17 protein-coding genes are annotated in these 18,084 nt (G+C 37.0%); 15 read left to right on the forward strand and 2 right to left on the reverse strand.

The genetic code is table 11. The features are described from left to right. The first annotated feature begins 58 nt into the window (after positions 1–58). The 4 genes from ACQV2G_RS05630 to ACQV2G_RS05645 all read left to right on the forward strand — a co-directional run bounded on the left by ACQV2G_RS05630 (position 59) and on the right by ACQV2G_RS05645 (position 4,173). Positions 59–1,081, forward strand: coding sequence for an ABC transporter ATP-binding protein (locus ACQV2G_RS05630; RefSeq protein WP_428876324.1), 1,023 nt, complete (start codon positions 59–61; stop codon positions 1,079–1,081). Further along, positions 1,081–2,796 (forward strand): ABC transporter permease, encoded by a 1,716-nt coding sequence (locus ACQV2G_RS05635; protein WP_428876325.1) that lies wholly within the window; start codon positions 1,081–1,083, stop codon positions 2,794–2,796. The genes ACQV2G_RS05630 and ACQV2G_RS05635 overlap by 1 nt, the downstream gene beginning before the upstream one ends. Positions 2,797–3,051: 255 nt before the next feature. Then, positions 3,052–3,282 (forward strand): PF20097 family protein, encoded by a 231-nt coding sequence (locus ACQV2G_RS05640; RefSeq protein WP_428874374.1) that lies wholly within the window; start codon positions 3,052–3,054, stop codon positions 3,280–3,282. A gap of 429 nt (positions 3,283–3,711) precedes the next feature. Further along, positions 3,712–4,173, forward strand: a complete 462-nt coding sequence (locus ACQV2G_RS05645; protein ID WP_428874373.1) for a Dps family protein — start codon at positions 3,712–3,714, stop codon at positions 4,171–4,173. A 176-nt stretch (positions 4,174–4,349) separates the two neighbouring features. Here ACQV2G_RS05645 and ACQV2G_RS05650 read toward each other — a convergent pair whose 3' ends face one another. Beyond that, entirely contained in the window at positions 4,350–4,970 is a 621-nt protein-coding gene (locus ACQV2G_RS05650; protein WP_428874372.1) for a nitroreductase family protein, read from the reverse strand. Between the two features lie 371 nt (positions 4,971–5,341). Between ACQV2G_RS05650 and ACQV2G_RS05655 the strand changes: the two genes are divergently transcribed. The 11 genes from ACQV2G_RS05655 to ACQV2G_RS05705 all read left to right on the forward strand — a co-directional run bounded on the left by ACQV2G_RS05655 (position 5,342) and on the right by ACQV2G_RS05705 (position 16,699). Beyond that, positions 5,342–6,076, forward strand: a complete 735-nt coding sequence (locus ACQV2G_RS05655) for a MurR/RpiR family transcriptional regulator (RefSeq protein WP_428874160.1) — start codon at positions 5,342–5,344, stop codon at positions 6,074–6,076. Between the two features lie 203 nt (positions 6,077–6,279). Then, entirely contained in the window at positions 6,280–7,935 is a 1,656-nt protein-coding gene (locus tag ACQV2G_RS05660) for a PTS transporter subunit EIIC (RefSeq protein ID WP_428876326.1), read from the forward strand. Then, on the forward strand, positions 7,922–9,244 hold the full coding sequence (locus tag ACQV2G_RS05665) for a 6-phospho-alpha-glucosidase (protein ID WP_428874158.1): 1,323 nt from the start codon (positions 7,922–7,924) through the stop codon (positions 9,242–9,244). The genes ACQV2G_RS05660 and ACQV2G_RS05665 overlap by 14 nt, the downstream gene beginning before the upstream one ends. Positions 9,245–9,305: 61 nt before the next feature. Beyond that, positions 9,306–10,448: a glycerate kinase family protein gene (locus ACQV2G_RS05670; RefSeq protein WP_428876327.1), complete on the forward strand. Its 1,143-nt coding sequence runs from the start codon at positions 9,306–9,308 to the stop codon at positions 10,446–10,448. Between the two features lie 697 nt (positions 10,449–11,145). Continuing rightward, entirely contained in the window at positions 11,146–11,391 is a 246-nt protein-coding gene (locus ACQV2G_RS05675; protein ID WP_428874155.1) for a hypothetical protein, read from the forward strand. Positions 11,392–11,718: 327 nt separating this feature from the next. After that, a complete protein-coding gene (locus ACQV2G_RS05680; RefSeq protein ID WP_428875378.1) occupies positions 11,719–12,651 on the forward strand; it encodes an NADP-dependent oxidoreductase in 933 nt (310 codons plus the stop codon). Between the two features lie 305 nt (positions 12,652–12,956). Next, entirely contained in the window at positions 12,957–13,679 is a 723-nt protein-coding gene (locus ACQV2G_RS05685) for a DUF5058 family protein (RefSeq protein WP_428874153.1), read from the forward strand. A gap of 10 nt (positions 13,680–13,689) precedes the next feature. After that, complete coding sequence (locus ACQV2G_RS05690; RefSeq protein ID WP_428874151.1) at positions 13,690–14,406, forward strand: hypothetical protein; 717 nt, start codon at positions 13,690–13,692, stop codon at positions 14,404–14,406. 52 nt (positions 14,407–14,458) lie between these two features. Further along, positions 14,459–15,625, forward strand: coding sequence for an amidohydrolase (locus tag ACQV2G_RS05695; RefSeq protein ID WP_428874150.1), 1,167 nt, complete (start codon positions 14,459–14,461; stop codon positions 15,623–15,625). 198 nt (positions 15,626–15,823) lie between these two features. Next, positions 15,824–16,024 carry a hypothetical protein gene (locus tag ACQV2G_RS05700; RefSeq protein WP_428876328.1) on the forward strand — a complete coding sequence of 67 codons (201 nt, stop codon included), beginning with the start codon at positions 15,824–15,826 and terminating at the stop codon, positions 16,022–16,024. Between the two features lie 279 nt (positions 16,025–16,303). Next, a complete protein-coding gene (locus ACQV2G_RS05705; protein ID WP_428876329.1) occupies positions 16,304–16,699 on the forward strand; it encodes a hypothetical protein in 396 nt (131 codons plus the stop codon). 498 nt (positions 16,700–17,197) lie between these two features. Here the strand turns inward: ACQV2G_RS05705 and ACQV2G_RS05710 are convergent. Further along, a partial coding sequence (locus ACQV2G_RS05710) for a transposase (protein WP_428876330.1) occupies positions 17,198–18,084 on the reverse strand: 887 nt, incomplete at its 5' end.

The raw sequence follows: 18,084 nt of genomic DNA on the forward strand, positions 1-18,084 counted from the left end.
TCATCCTCATTTCGAGGCTGAGGCTTTTTGTTTTCTTATTCAATAAAGGAGAGGGCTTATGCTTAAATTAGAATCAATCGAAATTCGTTATGGAGACTTTGTCGCGGTCAAGGGTGTTAATTTATCAATAAATAAAGGAGAATTTTTTACTTTATTGGGTCCTTCCGGTTGTGGAAAAACAACCACCCTTCGCGCCATTGCAGGCTTAACATTACCGAGTCATGGTAAAATTTTATTAAATGAACAAGACATAAGCTATCAACCAGCTGAAAAAAGAAATATCGGCATGGTGTTTCAATCCTACGCTTTATTTCCGACGATGACTGTCTTTGATAACATTGCTTATGGTTTAAAAGTAGCGAAGGTGAATCGTGAAGAAATTAAACAAAGAGTAGCCGAACAAGCGCAATTAGTCGACCTCGACACCACCCTTTTAACTAAAAATGTTTCCCAGTTATCAGGTGGACAGCAACAGCGTGTGGCGATAGCAAGAACGTTAGTTACTGAACCGGATTTAATTTTATTTGATGAACCCTTATCCAATTTGGATGCAAAATTACGCGAACAGTTGAGAGGGGAGCTGAAAGCTATCCAAGCGCGTACAAATCTTACAGCTGTTTATGTTACGCACGATCAACGCGAAGCTTTAGAATTATCAGACCGAATAGCTGTTTTTAATAAGGGGGAAATTCAGCAAGTGGGAACGCCAAGTGAAATTTATAATCGGTCAGAAACAGAATTTGTCTGTAATTTTGTCGGAGATGTCAATTTTCTTTCAGAAAATTTAGTAGAATGGCTGAACCGTCAAAGCGATTTCAAATTCGATCGATCGAAGCGTCATTATATTCGTCCAGAGAACTTGCATGTGCACAGATATCCTTCTGATAATTTAAGTTTTACGACGACCCTTACGAATAAAATCTTTCAAGGAGATGTTATTCTATACGAAGTTGAAGCGGGACCGTCAACACTTCGTTTTATGACGCTCAACCAAACATTGAACACCTTTCAGCCTGGCAATTCTGTGACCCTATCTTTAGATACAGCAAGCATTTTATCCTATGAAAAAGGTGAGAGCTAATGCCAAAAATATCTAATAAAAAGGTGACTCATTTATTCTTCTATACTTTTATCATTTGGCTAGTTATTACCTTTATTATCTATCCAATTAGTGTTGTTTTCACCAATAGTTTACTAGTGGGTGGCAACCTTGATTTTTCTTCAATTGAGAAAGTGTTAACGTCCAAACGCGCCATGCAATCGATAAAAAATTCCTTTGTTTTAGCTGTTTCTTTGGCTGTATCAGTGAATTTCTTAGGCGTGTTTTTAGTTCTAGTCACGGATTATTTTGAGATAAGCGGGGCAAGATTCTTGAAGATGGGCTACATGACCACCCTGTTAATGGGTGGAATTGTCATGAACTTTGGCTATCTACTTGTTTATGGAAAGAATGGGTTTTTGACCAAGTTATTAATGGAGGTCTTGCCCAATTTAGATCCTTATTGGTTTGAAGGATTTGGAGCTGTTTTCTTTGTAATGACTTTCGGCACCACTCATATTTATATGCTTTTCTTATCGTCTGCTATCCGATCGGTTGATTTTAACTTGATTGAAGCAGCCAAGTTGATGGGATCAAGCCCTAGTTATATTTTGAAAACGGTTGTTTTACCAACACTTAAGCCGGTAATTATAACGCTGACTATTATGACCTTCCAAACAGGCTTGGCAGCTTTTTCGGCGCCAGTTATGGTAGGAGGGAAGACGTTTCAGACGATTAGTCCATTAATTTTAACCTTTGCTAATCGGCCTGCTTCTAGGGACTTAGCGTCCATTCTATCGATCTTTCTAGGCTTCACCCAAATTTTTTTACTATATAGTATGACTCGTAACGAACACCGCCTGCGTTACTTATCTCTGTCAAAGACGCAAGCTCGTTTGCAAAAGCAAAAAATTCAGTCACCTATCTGGAATGCAGTAATTCATGTGCTAGCTTATCTTATATTGATAATCTATTCCTTACCGCTCGTGGCTTTAATCATCGCTTCTTTTTCAAAATCTCAAGCCCTACGATCTGCTAAACTTTCACTTGGTCAGTTAACTTTAGATAATTATGTCAAGGTTTTTTCACTGAGTGACAACCTTCAACCCATTGTGACCTCCATTTTTTATTCATTAATTGCTGCACTGGCAGCCGTTTTTCTAATGGCTATTGTTGCTCGCAAGCTTCACCATGGGCAGCTAAAATTTTTCACGCCTCTTTTAGAATACGTCTTTTATATTCCTTGGTTGATTCCAGGGATACTGTTGGTAGTGGGGTATCTGATGGCTTATGATCGGCCTTCCTTTTTATTAGGAGGACATTCAGTAATCGGATCTTGGTGGATTTTACCCATAACTTATATGGTAGTTTCCTTTCCTAACTCCTTGAGGTATTTGAAGGCAGCTTATTATGGATTGGATAATCAGTTAGAAGATGCTTCGGTCCTATTAGGAGCTTCATCAGGGTACACCTTTAGAAAGATTGTGTTACCAGTTATCCTACCGACTATCCTAGCACTTATAGCCATTCATTTTAATCGTCTAGTCGATGATTTTGATCTCTCAGTCTTTTTATATCAACCCTCCCAGCCTACTTTAGGTATTGTGATCCGTCGTAATGCGAACGCAGATACTAACAGTGACGCTCAAGCAATTAATGCGGTATATTCCGTCTTTTTAATGGGGATAAAGGGACTCGCGTTGTATTTCATATATGGTCGGGGAAATCGCTTAGCTGAGGAAAGAAGAGGGAAATAAACCCTAAGGAATTGTCTGTTATTAAAATAAAAAAAATTAAGTAAAATAAAAACGCCACCTTCAAAAGAAAGCCCCTTTACAAATAAAAATAACCATTCTTTCTTTGTGAAGAGAGTGGAGAAATAAACGCAGTACAAGTTATTCCATAGTGGCATAAAATGCATCACTTGAACCGTTAAAAGTAAAACGGTTATAATTTCTCTAACCGATAAGTTTGTGATAGTCGGTGCATTAAATTTTAAAGGAGATGATTGTATGAATTGTCCTCAATGTGGTAACGAAATGTTAAAAGGGAGTTTATTAGGAGATCGCTATGCGATTAAGTGGCAGCCCGACGATAAAAAATTAGTCGGTGGTATATTTGCTAGCGGAGGATTCGCTTTAAAGAGTAATGGTTCTTTCTTAAGTCGCCCTAAAGCAGAGGCTTTTGTTTGTGAAAACTGTGAATTATTAACCGTCGATCTAAAAACGCAACGTAAAAAATAATAAACTCTTAAAATAGCTGGAAAGGCTTGAATTTTCAAGTCTTTTTTTATTAATCAGGGGAAAAATGTTTTAAGACCTCTTGTTAAATTCGCTTGCTTTCTTATTAGTTATTTTATTCGTGTACTTTCGTGAATCGATTTTTATTCATCGCTAACAGGGTTCGCGAGTGAGCAATTGTTCAATGGAACGTTTCAAGAGGTGTTTTCTTTTACTAATTCATTTGGTAGAAAGTTCTTGTTGCTGGCTAATCAGTGTCGGATAATAGCTGTTTTAATTAAAAGGATGAAGGGAAACCGAAGTGATTAATTTTTAAGTATGGTTGAAGATAAGCATAATAATTAACTATTGAAGAGGAACATGCTATGCTAAAGATATAAAGCAATGGTGAGAAAAACCTTGCTTTAAAAGCAAAAAATAGGAGGAAATCGTATGGAGAAAAAGGTGTTTGATCTATTAAATAAAGTGGTTGCTACACAAGGTGTTTTCTATACTCGGCTGCATCAATTTCATTGGTATGTAAGCGGAACACGTTTTTTCACACTGCATGAAAAGTTTGAAGAATTGTATGATCAGGTGACAGCTGATATGGATGAGGTTGCTGAACGTTTATTAGCTATTGGTGGTCAGCCATATGCCACTTTAACAGAATTTATTGAACATTCTGTTATTAAAGAAAGTACTAGTGATCAAGCATTATCACAAGATCAAATGGTAGAAGCGATTGTCAACGATTATAGAACATTAATTGCTTTGTATGATGAAGGTATTCACTTAACCGATGAAGCAGAAGACTTTCCATCAAATGATATGCTCATTGCTTTAAAATCCGAGGCTGAAAAAACAATTTGGATGTTAAATGCTTACTTAGATAAAAGTGCTAATGAAAAATAGTCATAACATCTCCCTCCGTTATAAGAGGGAGTTTTTTTGTTCAGTGAATTCTTTTTAAGAAGATTGTTTAAGTTTATTGGCGTATTTTTCTATTTAAAGCTTAATAAAAGATTTAAAAAAGAAGTATTATCCATTTGGACAATACTTCTTTTCAAATGTTAATGAAAGTGTTTTACTTATTTTTTAACGATGAATCGCTCTTCTACTGGTTGGAACTCTTTAGGGCCAGCTGGTGAACCGATTTCGCCAAATGGCATTTGAGCGACTAATTCCCAGTCTCTAGAAATGCCATAAGTTTCATAAACTTTTTCATCAATCACACCATTATAGTGTTGTAAGGAAGCACCTAAATGTTTCTCAGCAAAAGCAGTCCATACATTAAATTGATGCATAGCATTAGTATGTTGAGCCCAAGTAGGGAATCCATCAGCAAAGATAGGGAATTGTTCTTGCAAACCTTTAACGACTGTCTTATCTTCGAAGAAGAGAACGGTTCCGTATGCATTTTTGAACATATCCATTTTTTGTTGTGTTCCTGTGAAATCAGCATCTCCCATCATCTCTTTTAAAGATTCTGTAGTTAAATCCCAAAGTTGTTTGTGGTTATCGTTTAATAGTAAAACGATACGTGTACTTTGTGAGTTGAAAGCTGAAGGTGTAAATTTAATTACATCTGCAATGATACTTTCAATCTCTGAGTCACTGATTGGTGATGCAGCCTTCAAATCGTAAATTGAGCGTCTTTTCTCAATCATGTCTAAAAAGTTTTCTTTTGGTTCTTTACTAAATAATCCCATTTATTTCACTCCTAAATCTAATTTGTAATTGCTCTAATCAGATACACTCAAAGCTTAGTTTTCGTATATCTCTATTTTTAAGTATACACTATTCTTAACAAATAGCAAGTATAAGTTTCAAATTTTTTCTAAAGTTACTAAAAGTTTTGATCGATTGGAGTTATTTGTTGCTATCTAATCAAGAGATGGCAGACATCTGTCTCTTAGTTGCTTTTTAATCCTTTGCAACAAACATCTAGTTGTGACTCTTGTAAAACTGAATTAGTATGAAAGAATATAATCCTTTATAATGAAAGGGTATACATACTCAATAAGTATGCATTTAGACCACTTATAACTTGATGAGATACAAAAAAGGAGATCATAAATCTATGTACCAAGTAATCAACCAATTGCAAGAGAGGAATTTTGCTAAGAAAATAAGTCAAAGTGAAAAAGTTGTACTGGATTATTTAGAGAATCATTTTGCATCAATTCCCAATCAAACCGTGTTAAAAATTGCCCAAGAGACTTATACCTCACAAGCGACAATAAACCGAACGTGTAAGTTGTTAGGCTTTAAAGGATTCAGTGAACTTAAATATGCGGTACAAGCAGACATCAATTTACAAAAACGTAAAGCACATTCAGGATTGACCACTACTGAAAGTGCTGTGGATCTGATTGACTTTGCAAGTTTGGCTGATTTAGCAGGGGCTATCTATACCCATCGCCACCACTTAATGCTCTTTGGTCTAGGGGCTTCCGGGGTCACCGCACGCTACATGGCAAGGCAGTTGATTTATTTAGGCATTCCGGTGGTGATTATTTCTGAAATCAAAATGTTGGAGCATTTTCACAATTATAGCCTATTAGTACTTTCATCTTCAGGTGAAACACAGCGCTGCTTGCAAGTTATTGAGAAAGCCAAAGCAAAAAAAATGACGGTCTTTGCGATAACCAAAAAGGATTCTTCAGTCATGAAGGCCAGTAAATTAAGCTTTTATCATGACGTTCAAGTGAATTTATTAGACGGTTTGTCAAGGGAACAGCAAGTGCATATGATTTTAATGGTCAATGAAACAATTAACTACCTCAAATCAAACTATTTGAAGTTAGTTAAATAAGCTCTTTAACAAAGTGGCCATTTGTGGATAATTATCCGTCCACTTGGAGCCATCCGTCTTATGTAAGCGCTATAATACAAAAGAAGTAAATTAAGAATATAAGAGAGGAGGAAGAATGAATCATTAGGTAGAAAAGAGACAGGGTTTCTACTGCAAGACACGACCGGTAATACTAGAAACTATAAAAGAGAGGATGTTGTCAATTGAAAAATTTTAGAAAGAATTTTCAAAGTTTTGGCAAATCTCTGTTATTCCCAATTAGTTTGCTTTCATTCATGGCAATCTTTCTGGGGCTATCAGCTGCTTTACAAAACGAAAATATAATCCGTTACGTGCCTTTTTTAGGGAACGAGATTTTACAAAACATTTTTGGCATGATTCGTAAGTTATCCGCGTTACCATTTGGGTACTTACCTATTTTATTCGCTATGTCGATTCCATTAGGAATGGTTAGAAGAGATAAGGAAGTAGCCGTTTATTCAGGGGCAGTAGGATATATTGCCATGCTGATTGGGATGACGTATGTATTACAACTTCAAGGCTTAACTCCGGACACAACGTCAATTAATTATTTAATGGAAACAGAGGGCTTGTCTCAAGTCGATGCCACTTTACAGAATTCCTTATTTACTCGTACGCTAGGCCTCTTTGTATATAATACCAATGTTATCGGTGGTATTATTGCCGGTTTGATGGGTGTCTTCTTACATAATAAATACCGTAACACTGAATTACATCAATCCCTTACTTTCTATAGTGGGAAACGTTTTGTACCAATTGTCGTAGCCATCGTGATGGCGATAGTCGGTGCCTTGTTAACCATCGTATGGCCTTTGGTAAATCAACTTATTATTGCTTTAGGTGGACTTATCAGCGAAACGGGCTCTTTGGGAATCTTTTTATATGGAATGATCGAAAAACTGATGATTCCAACGGGGTTGCACCATGTACTCAACCAGAGTTTCCGTTTCACCGCCTTGGGTGGGATTGAAAATATCAATGGTGAATCACTGGTCGGAGCCCTTCAAATTTATCTCTATCAATTAGACAACGGTCTTCCTTTTTCAACGGATGCAACAGCCTTCCTCGCTCAAGGTAAGATCTTGCAGATGGTATTCGGTATGCCGGCAGCTGTTTTAGCGATGTATCATATGGCTCTACCAGAAAAAAGAGACCGTTTATTGAAATTCTTTATTCCAGGTGTCACTGCGGTGATTTTAACTGGGATTACCGAACCGATTGAATTCTCATTTATCTTTATTTCACCAATCTTGTGGGTAGTGAATTCAATATTTGCAGGAATTGCCTTCTTAATTCCAGCCTTATTAGATGTGGCTATCGGAAATGTTCAAGGGGGAATCATCGATTGGTTCGTCTTTGGGGTACTGCAAGGTGCTGAAACGAAATGGTATATTTATCTCATTGCCGGACCCATCTTCTTCGCCGTTTATTATTTCACTTTCAAATATATTATCACCCGACTTAATATCATGACCTTAGGTCGTCAAGCCAGTGATTTTGTTGAAGAAGAAGTTGACGGTAATGCGGAGGTAGATATTACGGAAGCGAATCGTTTAACCGCGCAAAATATTGTCAATGGCTTAGGAGGCGTTGATAATATTACTGATGTTGATAATTGCATCAGTCGTTTACGTGTGGAAGTCAAAGACAGTTCGTTAATTGATGAAAGTTTACTTAACCGGACCCAACCCAATGGTATTATCAAACCAGATGACCATACCATCCATGTGGTTTACGGCGGAAGAATTACACAAATGCGTAACATCGTTGACGATTACATTTATAATCGTAAAGATCAAAAAATACAAAAGGAGACCGCAGAAAATGAAAAAAAATAATATAGTGGTTGTCGGTGGCGGATCTACTTGGACACCGGGTATTTTAAAAGCAATGACTAAACATCTGGATAAGTTTCCGATTAACAAATTGGTGCTTTATGATATTGATGAGAAACGGCAAGCAGTGATTGGGGAATTTGGCAAAATACTCTTTAGAGAAGAAGCACCAGAGGTAGACTTTAGCTATACGACAGATAAAAAAGAAGCGTATTCAAATGTGGATTTTGTCTTCTGTCAAATGCGGACAGGTGGCTACGATATGCGTGATCGCGATGAAAAAATTCCACTTCAACTCGGTGTCATTGGCCAAGAAACGTGTGGGCCGGGTGGATTTGCCTATGGTATGCGATCAATTAGAGATATGGAAGAAATGGTAAATGATGTGCGCCATTACAGTCCGGATGCATGGATCCTTAACTATACAAACCCAGCGGCAATTGTAGCTCTAGCATTAGATAAAATCTTCCCAGAAGAGGATAAAATTCTAAATATTTGTGATCAACCCGTCAACCTCTTACGTTCTTTCGGTAAGCTCTTAGACTACGATGCAGATAAATTTGAACCGGTTTATTTTGGTCTTAATCACTTTGGTTGGTTTACCCATCTTTACGATGAATTTGGTAAGGATCGCGCACCAGAACTAAAAGAAATGATTCTTAATGGGGGCTTTCGACCAGTGGATGCTGAACAGCGTGACCAATCATGGTTGGATACCTATGCAATGGTGGAAGATATGTTGCGAGACTTCCCAGATTATCTACCCAACACCTATTTACAATATTACCTCTATCCAGATGCTAAATTAGCTAAACTAGATCCAAATTGGACTCGTAGTGATGAGGTGCGAAATGGGCGCGAGAAAAAAGTCTTTACTGAATGTCGTCGTATTATTAAGAATGGCACAGCAAAAGATTCAGATATCGTGCATAATGATGCGCACGGAGACATGATTGTTGAAGTCGCTGCTTCGATTGCCAACAATTTAAGGAAGACTTTTGTAGTTATAGTCCGTAACGAAGGAATTGTTGCGAACTTACCGGATGATTGCATGATTGAGGTCGCTGCTTCACTAGGAGTCAATGGTCCACGACCTTACGCAGTAGGAAAAGTAGGAACATTCTATAAAGGCATGATCGAAGGGCAACACGCCTTTGAACAATTAACGGTCGAAGCCTACCTTGAAGAATCATATGATAAGGCCTTACAAGCACTTACTTTAAATCGTACGGTTGTCGATGCCAAAAAGGCGCGTCAAGTCTTGGATGCTTTGATTGAAGCCAACAAAGAATATTGGCCGACTTTAAAATAAAGAGGGATACGACGTAAGAGTTATGCTTACGTCGTTTTTCTAAATAAGGAGAAGGTGTTTAATGAAGATATTAGCAGCAATCGATTCCTTTAAAGGATCAATGACTAGTGAACAAGCCAATTTATGCGTTAAAGATGCTTTACCTAATCATTCAGTCACCTGCTTTCCAATTGCAGACGGCGGTGAGGGAACAGTGGATGCCTTTGTATCGGTATTAAAAGGGGAATATATTACACAAACCATCAAGGGTGTTGATGGTAAGGCATTTAATGGAAAATGGGGATGGATTGAGCAGGAAAAATTAGCCATTATAGAAGTAGCACAAGGAGCAGGTATTATTCATGCCGACCCTAAAAACTTAGACCCTACGCGCCATACTAGCTATGGGGTAGGTCAACAACTGATACAAGCACTTGATTTTGGTGCTGAAAGGATTATTCTTGGTTTAGGTGGTAGTGCGACCGTTGACGGAGGAATGGGCTTACTTCAAGCGCTAGGCTTAAAATTTTTTGATAGCCACCAGCAAGAGTTGCCCATTTTACCTGTAGAGTTGAATCGAGTAGCAAGTATGGATCCGTCAGGTATCGATCGACGGATGAAGCAGGTTGATTTAATACTTGCCTCTGATGTAAATAATCCCTTAATAGGTCCTAAAGGAGCAAGCTATGTCTTTGGGCCACAAAAAGGCTTAGCTACTAAAGACCTTCCTACTTATGATGCTTCGATGAAAAATTACGCCGACCTATTGTTAGAGGCCACAAAAAAAGACTATCGACATTTAGAAGGGGCCGGAGCAGCAGGAGGGATAGGTTTTGCCTTATCGACCTTTTTTGGAGCCAAATATAGAAATGGGCTTTTCTTATTAGCTGAAAAAGGGAACCTTGACGCATTGATTAAAGAAGCCGATCTGATTATAACTGGTGAAGGTAGATTCGATGATCAGTCCCTCAGTGGCAAAGTACCTATTGGAATCAGTCGTTTGGCTAAAAAGTATCAGGTACCCGTCTTGTTATTTGCTGGACAGATTGATAGTCAACAAGTTGCCCTTCCTGAAGAGAACTTACTCGCCTTAATACCTATTGTTGATCGCCCCATGGAATTGGAGCGAGCAATGGAATTGAGTCAACAACTGTTAACCAAAGCTGTGGAGAGGACGATCAATCTGATTGAGTTCGCTCAAAAAAATAAGCTGGTTTGCTTATAAAATGAAAGGTTTTAATAGAAAAAGACTGTCAAGAAGGACGTTCCTTTAAGGTTATTTTAAAAAAGTTGAAAGAGTTCTTGTATTTTTATATAGTTAATTAGCGTTAGAAATTTAGTATGATTGTGCATTGAAAGCGAATATTTCAGTTAAAAATTTTTTTCTGGGGGAATGGGATGCTTTCTACAAAATTGTTTGTTGTTTTCTTAATATTTCTTTTAGTTTTAATGATGGTTGCGATTTATCAATGGTATAAAGAAAAAGATCCTTACAAGAGAACAATTAATAAGCGTATCAGTATTATTTTAATAATAATTAATTTACTCGCTTTTCTTCCTTTTATTGCATATTTGTTTCATAAATTCTAAATGGAGACCTTATTAAAAAAATAAAGGTCGTCTTATTAGGGCAATTGAATGTTAAATAATCTTAAAACAGATTTTTAATCTATGTTTGACCGTTGGGGGGCTCAAGAATTTGAGTCTTCTTAATAGGACGCAGGTATTGTCTAATATAAAGATTTCAACTCAAATCATAAGTAATAGGTTAACCAACTCCATTGTTAGTGTTCGGTCAATAATAAAGAGTGTCATTCAATATCAAGGATCAGTTAGGGCACAAAATAATTAAAATTTAAACCATTAACTATACGTTTTGTTTGCACTCTGTGATATACTATCTTAAAAAGGAGGTTGTTCAAATGATTCATTATACGTCAACAGATTTAGGGACCAATGTTTCAGAAGAAGAAGTGATTGATCAAATCAAACAAGCCACTAAACCTATTCGTTTCACCCATTGGGAAGGGATGGGAACTCCCATTCATAATCAAGAAATTTCGAAAGAAGAAGCCATTGAAATTATAAGAAATGAACACACAACATTGATTACTGAAAATGATAAAATCATTAATGTGCAGACCTTTGAGGCATATAATAGACCCTAATTCTTCAAATCAATGCAGTCGTTAATTGGAACGATTGATGCGACGGTTTAAACAATAAAAGTCTGGTGGTTTAAAAGTTAAATAAATAGGGCTGAGGATAAGACAACTTTATCTTCAGCCCTATTTATTTATCTTACATTAAGTTTTATATAATTCTAAGATTGTTTTCATTATTTTACACAAAATTCTGGACTGGATTAAACGCTAGATGCTCAATTTTTATGGTCTGTAAGCATCCCTTTAGGGGGTTCAAACAGTCCTGTGCTAAACTATTACTAAAGAGAGATGGAATCTTTCCAGTACTAGAAAATAGAAGGAGTGTTTGATATGAAAGCCATTGTTATCAATCAATACGGCGATACCGATCAATTTGTAGAAGCCAATCTACCTAAACCGCAGCTTAAAGACAATCAAGTTTTGATTGAATTGCATGCCACATCCATCAACCGCTTTGATACCAAGGTGCGAAGAGGTGAGATGGCTGAAGTAATTTCTTTTGACTTTCCCATTATTTTGGGACTGGATGCTGCCGGAGTAGTGGTGGAGATAGGTAAAGATGTTACTCAATTCAAAGTGGGGGATGAAGTCTTTGCCAATTCCTCTTTAAAAAGTGGAACCTACACTGAGTATGTGGCGGTTAAGGAGAGTTTAGTTGCCCATAAGCCGAAAAATATAACATTTAAAGAAGCGGCCGCTGTTCCAATGGTGGGTCTAACTGCTTGGCAAGCCATGGTGGAGTTTGGTCGAGTTAAAGAAGGTGACCACGTGCTGATTCATGCCGGTTCGGGTGGTGTAGGCAGCTTTGCTATTCAAATCGCTAAAAGTTTTGGTGCATATGTTTATTCAACAGCCAGTGGTAAGAATGAAGACATGCTTAAAAAGCTGGGCGTTGATAGCTTCATTAATTATAAAACCACTGATTTTGCTGAGGTGGCTAAAGACTTAGACTTAGTCTTAGATACCTTGGGTGGCGAAACACTAGCTAAAAGTTTGGCTCTCGTAAAGGACGGCGGACGAATTGTTTCTACCGTGGGTCAAGCCGACCAGGAAAAAGCTAAAGCAAGAAACATTACGGTTGAAGCTCTTGCGGCCAAATCGAATGGAAACCACTTAGCCAAACTAGCTGAGTTAATTGAAAAGGGCCAAGTTAAACCTTATATCGGGCATGAATTCCCATTGACGGCTCATGGCTTAAGTGAGGCTCATAAAATCAGTGAAAGCCACCATGCTAAGGGTAAAATAGTGATTGTCATCAAATAAGGCCAATAGCTTTCTTCAAATGGGAGAAGTACAGCTGACGTTGGCATCTCACTGCTTTTTGAGCAATGCTGATGGCAAATAAATATTTTATGAGCGTTGAAATAAAAAATAGCAATTTTGATTCAAAACACCTTAGCAAACTATCAAAAACAAACGCTATCAATCAGAGTTTTGTTGATTCTGCACAACTATCCGGACTTCGTTTCATGTAATTTATTGTTGTTTTATAAAAGTGTAAATGTTATACTTTATTTACTTTATAAAGCGCTTTAAAGTTAAAATTTTATTAGAAACGGAGAATACACATGAATGAAACAATGCAAATTGCCAATAGTTTGGTGATGTGGATTTTAGCGATTATTATTGTATCAACTGTAATCATTCAATCCTTTATTTTTTATCGTCTTGCAAAGAATCACGTTAAAAACACTAATTTATTAAGTAATGAAGAGGTAAAGAAATCATTTAAAATTGGAATTATAGGAACGATTGGTCCAGCTTTTGCTGTTTTTGCGGTAGCCATCGCCTTAATTTCTCGGATTGGAGGACCAATTACCTTCGCAAGAATAGGAATTATCGGATCGGCTGCTTTTGAAATTATTTCAGCTCAGATAGGTAGTGGGGGAACTGCTGGTACAGCAGAGTTTATGCCTAAGATGTTATCTGCTGCTGCTTGGGTTATGACTTTAGGAGGAGCAGGATGGCTGGTTGTGGTCTTCTTTGCTACTAAAAGAATAGATGGTATCCAAGAAAAAATGAAAAAAGCCAACCCTTTAACCATCGCTTACATGTCTGTCTTTGCACCTTTTATTATCTTTTTCACCCTAGGTTATAAAGAAGTCATCAATAAGGGAATTTTACAAGAAAACTCTTCGATTGCTCCTATGGCGGCATTAATTGCCGGAGGTTTAGCCACTGTTGCTATTAATAAAATCGTTGAAAAAGATCGTTCTAAAAAGTGGTTGAAGGAATGGTCTATGGGTTTTTCAGTTATTGCTGCAATGATTGTTGGAAGCATATTAAGTTAAGGAGAGAAAAATGGAAAATAATAAAAATTTATCAAGTAATTTTCAAAAGTCCATACATTTTTGGGGAAGGGTAACAATCGCAATTGCATTAATTTCAACTTTAATGATTCCCTCCTACTTAACCTTTGTATTAGGTCATTATCCTGACATTGCAGATATCATTTCTGGATTAATTTCGATTGTTGGGTTCGTGGGAGTTATTTGGTTCGTAGAGCCGATATCCTATTTCCCCACTCTTGGTCCAGCGGGTACTTATATGTCATTTTTATCTGGTAATATTGGGAATATGCGTATGCCAGTCATCGCTGCTACACAAGACGCTCTTGATTTAAAACCAGGATCTGAACAGGCTGAAGTAGCTGGGATATTTGCTATTATTTCTTCAACACTTACAAATCTTTTCATCTTGGGCATTGTCATGGTAGCTGGTCAAACGATTATCAATAGCTTACCACCTACCATCTTAGCTTCTTTTGATTTTGCCTTACCAGGAGTATTAGGAGCAATGATGATAACGTTAGGTTCCAAGGTTAAGAAAAATAATTTAATGGTTTTAGTCTTAATTGCTGTAGCAACTATGATTTTCATTAAATTCTCACCAAATTTTTTACCAGAAAGTATATATAAATTAATTTCATCAGCTGATGTAGGTATAGTCGCTTTATTAGGAATTGCTTATTCCTTGTATAGGGCCAAAAATGATGTAGAGTCAAACAATAAGGAATAAAAGATTTTAATTGACATTTTAATAATTAGTTAGATTTTAAGGAGGATAAATAATGAACTTTATTGAGAAAGCCAAAGAATTAGAAACTCAAATAATCGAAACGAGAAGATACTTACATCAGTATCCAGAATTAAGTGAACATGAGTTTGAGACTCAAAAGTATCTTATGAAGCGTTTGGAGGAGTTAGGGATACCTTATGAAAAGGTTGGTATAACTTCTTTGGTTGCCCATATTAAAGGTGGGAAGCCCGGTAAGACGGTTGCATTGCGTTCGGATATTGATGCCTTGCCTATTCTAGAACAATCGGGAGCTGAATACTCTTCTAAAGAAGATGGAAAAATGCACGCTTGTGGGCATGACGGTCATATGTCGATGCTATTAGGTGCTGCAAAAATGTTGACAGATATTAAAGAAGAATTACCAGGAGAAGTTCGCTTATTATTTCAAGAAGCGGAAGAAACCTTTACAGGAGCAAGAAGGGTTGTAGCTGATGGAGGAATGGAGGGTGTCGATGCGGTCTTTGGAATGCATGGTATGCCTATCGAAGTAGGAACATATGACATAACATCTGGTTATCGGATGGCAGGGTGCGATACAATCTACGTGAGCTTTGAAGGGGTTTCTGGACATGGATCCATGCCTCATAAAGCAAAAGATACGATTTTACCTGCTGCAGAGTTTGTGACTCAACTCAATGCAATGATCACTAAATTTGTGAATTCACAGTCTCCGATTGTGCTAACGGTAGGTAAATTTAACGGAGGAACTAAAGCAAACGTTATTTCTAAATATACTAAACTAGATATCTCTATGCGTTATTTACATGAAGAGACAAGAAAAATTATTCATAATAAGATTAAAGATTTGGCTGCTGGCTTAGAAAAAATCTATGATATTTCAATCAATGTTGAAATTGAAGAAAGTACAATTAGTTTGTATAATGATGAAAGAATCACTGAAATTGCTGCTAAAGCAGCTGAAAAAGTTTTTGGACCTGGAAAGAACGTTCACGGCCCAATCATGATGGGATCAGAAGACATGCCATATTACTTCCAAGAAGCACCTGGAGCTTATGCAATGATGGGTTATAGCAATGAAGAGAAAGATACAATTTATTTCCCTCACCATGAAAAATTCAATATTGATGAAGACTATTTGAAGTTTGGTGCAGCCCTACATGCGCAATTCGCATGGGATTTCTTACATATAAGCGAATAGTCTTTTGACTACTACTGAAAGTATGTTTTTAATTTAAGGATACTTATCTTTTTTGGCTCTATGTCAAATAGGGTGGATGGAAGAAAAAACACTTCCTTCCATCCTATTTATTATAGAGCCTCTTTTTTCTAATAAGCCTAATGGTTAGTAGACTTACTGACGATTAGGTTTTTTATTAATTAATTAGGCTATACACATATGTTACAAAACAATGATTATAAGCTAACAGATTTTGATTATAAGGGACTTCCAATTGATACTGAATATAAACGCATAATTGATAAACGCAATGACTATCATCAAATAATTAACTCTCTTCACTTGATAGATGCTTCTCGAACCGGCTTTCTTCAACCTAATGATAAAGAGCTAGCTGAAGCTTATTGTAATTCGGTATAATTACAGGTGGAGCTGACTTGTTCGCATATAAAATTTATGTTCCACAAGTTTACGTGCGATAGAAAGATTTTGTTGAACAGATAATAAAGCGTGAAGAAAAATGTTACACTTCTCTTCTAAAATTACGCTGCTTCAAATTTTTTGATTGTTTTATTAAAGGAGCTATTTCTATGAGAAACACTCAAACTTCAAAAAATTAAGCCGGCTGTTGGAAATGCTTTTAGGGCTAGTTATCCTTTTAAGCATTTGTTCTTCATCTCTTTGTCTATATTTACGAACATGATAACTATACAAGATAGGACTATTAATCAGAAAACACAGGCATTTTCTTCGCTAGAAAAGTTGGAAACCACGCTAATCTCTAGTGCAGAGAGCGAACAACATCTAAGTAATTTGCTGAAGGAGCAGACGGCCTTACTCGTTTTAAGAGATAATTATGAAGGTTTTCTAAGGGTTGATTTTGAGGAAGGAGATAAAACTTTTACTATTACTCTTACAGATGAAGATTTCAAAGCTTCAATTAATTTATTAGGGGCAGGCCATCCAGATGTTTTGCCAGCATGGCAGAAGATGAAGAAAGAACTAAAAGCTGCTTATAATGAAATTGCCAAAGGGTTGGAAGGCGATTACCGCTTCAGCTTGGTAAATCCAGCTGCTGCAGACGAACAGGTCTGATCAATTTTAATTGTGTATGATATAGCCGATGAGACATACGAGTAGATAAACTTAAAAGATAAGTAACTTATGCCTTCAATTATTGAAGTTTTTTTAAATACTTAAAATAACTATCAATAAAAAGCGAATTTGATTGGGGTCTTGCTAAAACACAGACAAGATACAATGAGAGGGAATTTCTTAATAAAGATTATAAAAATATTGTGGAGCAGGATGGTTTTGGATCCTTCTTCAAAGCATCCTGACCATCATGCAGTTGGAATCTAGCTTTCTATCGACTTCAGCTTATCAGCTGCTGTAGGGGCTGTCTTGAACTATCATTGTCACTATCAATACTATCACTTTGAATTTAGACGACAAGTGAGCCAATAGCTAAAAAGCTCGCCTGCTAGGGCGAGCTTCAGACTGAAGACAAACCCTTTGTGAGTTAATCTCAAATAAAGGGGTTGTCTTTATTTTAGTTATAAATCACATGAAAATAAAAAAAGCGAAGCCTTTTTAGCTTCTCATCTCCAATATGTTTGCCAATTTCTTCATGTTTAAACAAGCAAAAGTCAGCCCTGCTTTGAATTCCATCAAGGCTTTTCCAATTAAATGCGTATATCGAAAGCCATGATGCTCCTTGGCAGTGCCAAATAATCTTTCTACTGATTCTTTACGTTCTTTATAAAGCTCTCGCATGCCATCTGAATGCCTAATATCTTCGCATGTTTCAAGGGCTTCCTGCCAAACGTGACGCGTAATGACTCGTTTACTTTTTTCGTGTCCGCATGCTTTATACTCGCGGTAGCCTTTGCGATTCGTCGTTGTGTAACGATATACGACGTTATTCTCATCCAAATAACAGTCATAGTATTCATCGTAAATAATATCTCTATTCTCGGGTTTACGTCTTGGCCGTGTATAAGGAAACACCGGTGTAATTTCTTGTTTTAATAGGAATTGGGCGATTGTGGGTGTTTTATACCCAGCATCCGCAATGAGATAAGCGGGATTAAAAGGAATAATCTTTTCAAATAGTGATGGGAAGGCTTGTGTATCGTGAGTGTTTCCTGAGTGAACGCTGTAACCCAATACCCATCCATTTCGATCACAGGCCGTTTGAATATTATAGGCAAAAACTTGTTTATGGTCTCCTTTATGAAACCACCCCGCCTCCGGGTCATTCGGACTGATTTTTTGGGATTTTTTTGAGGACTCCTTTTCTGTATTTTTTAGAGGCTTTTTTCCATGGATCTCACGATCTTCTTGGACAGCTTCTAGCATTTCATCCGCCAACCATTTGGCTTGAATAAGTACTTCTTCGTTCGTATATTTCCGACCATTAGCGCAAGCTTTAACATGGGTGCCGTCAATGAAAATAGCTTTAGAATCAATCATGTCCG

The sequence above is a fragment of the Facklamia sp. P12955 genome (assembly GCF_050409565.1).
In the GTDB taxonomy this organism is placed as follows: Bacteria; Bacillota; Bacilli; order Lactobacillales; family Aerococcaceae; genus Facklamia.

Bases quoted from the DNA above. Each gene is read 5' to 3' on its own strand.
- ACQV2G_RS05630 (WP_428876324.1), top strand. From the start codon at position 59: ATGCTTAAATTAGAATCAATCGAAATTCGTTATGGAGACTTTGTCGCG.
- ACQV2G_RS05635 (WP_428876325.1), top strand. From the start codon at position 1,081: ATGCCAAAAATATCTAATAAAAAGGTGACTCATTTATTCTTCTATACT.
- ACQV2G_RS05640 (WP_428874374.1), top strand. From the start codon at position 3,052: ATGAATTGTCCTCAATGTGGTAACGAAATGTTAAAAGGGAGTTTATTA.
- ACQV2G_RS05645 (WP_428874373.1), top strand. From the start codon at position 3,712: ATGGAGAAAAAGGTGTTTGATCTATTAAATAAAGTGGTTGCTACACAA.
- ACQV2G_RS05650 (WP_428874372.1), bottom strand. From the start codon at position 4,970: ATGGGATTATTTAGTAAAGAACCAAAAGAAAACTTTTTAGACATGATT.
- ACQV2G_RS05655 (WP_428874160.1), top strand. From the start codon at position 5,342: ATGTACCAAGTAATCAACCAATTGCAAGAGAGGAATTTTGCTAAGAAA.
- ACQV2G_RS05665 (WP_428874158.1), top strand. From the start codon at position 7,922: ATGAAAAAAAATAATATAGTGGTTGTCGGTGGCGGATCTACTTGGACA.
- ACQV2G_RS05670 (WP_428876327.1), top strand. From the start codon at position 9,306: ATGAAGATATTAGCAGCAATCGATTCCTTTAAAGGATCAATGACTAGT.
- ACQV2G_RS05675 (WP_428874155.1), top strand. From the start codon at position 11,146: ATGATTCATTATACGTCAACAGATTTAGGGACCAATGTTTCAGAAGAA.
- ACQV2G_RS05680 (WP_428875378.1), top strand. From the start codon at position 11,719: ATGAAAGCCATTGTTATCAATCAATACGGCGATACCGATCAATTTGTA.
- ACQV2G_RS05685 (WP_428874153.1), top strand. From the start codon at position 12,957: ATGAATGAAACAATGCAAATTGCCAATAGTTTGGTGATGTGGATTTTA.
- ACQV2G_RS05690 (WP_428874151.1), top strand. From the start codon at position 13,690: ATGGAAAATAATAAAAATTTATCAAGTAATTTTCAAAAGTCCATACAT.
- ACQV2G_RS05695 (WP_428874150.1), top strand. From the start codon at position 14,459: ATGAACTTTATTGAGAAAGCCAAAGAATTAGAAACTCAAATAATCGAA.
- ACQV2G_RS05700 (WP_428876328.1), top strand. From the start codon at position 15,824: ATGTTACAAAACAATGATTATAAGCTAACAGATTTTGATTATAAGGGA.
- ACQV2G_RS05705 (WP_428876329.1), top strand. From the start codon at position 16,304: ATGATAACTATACAAGATAGGACTATTAATCAGAAAACACAGGCATTT.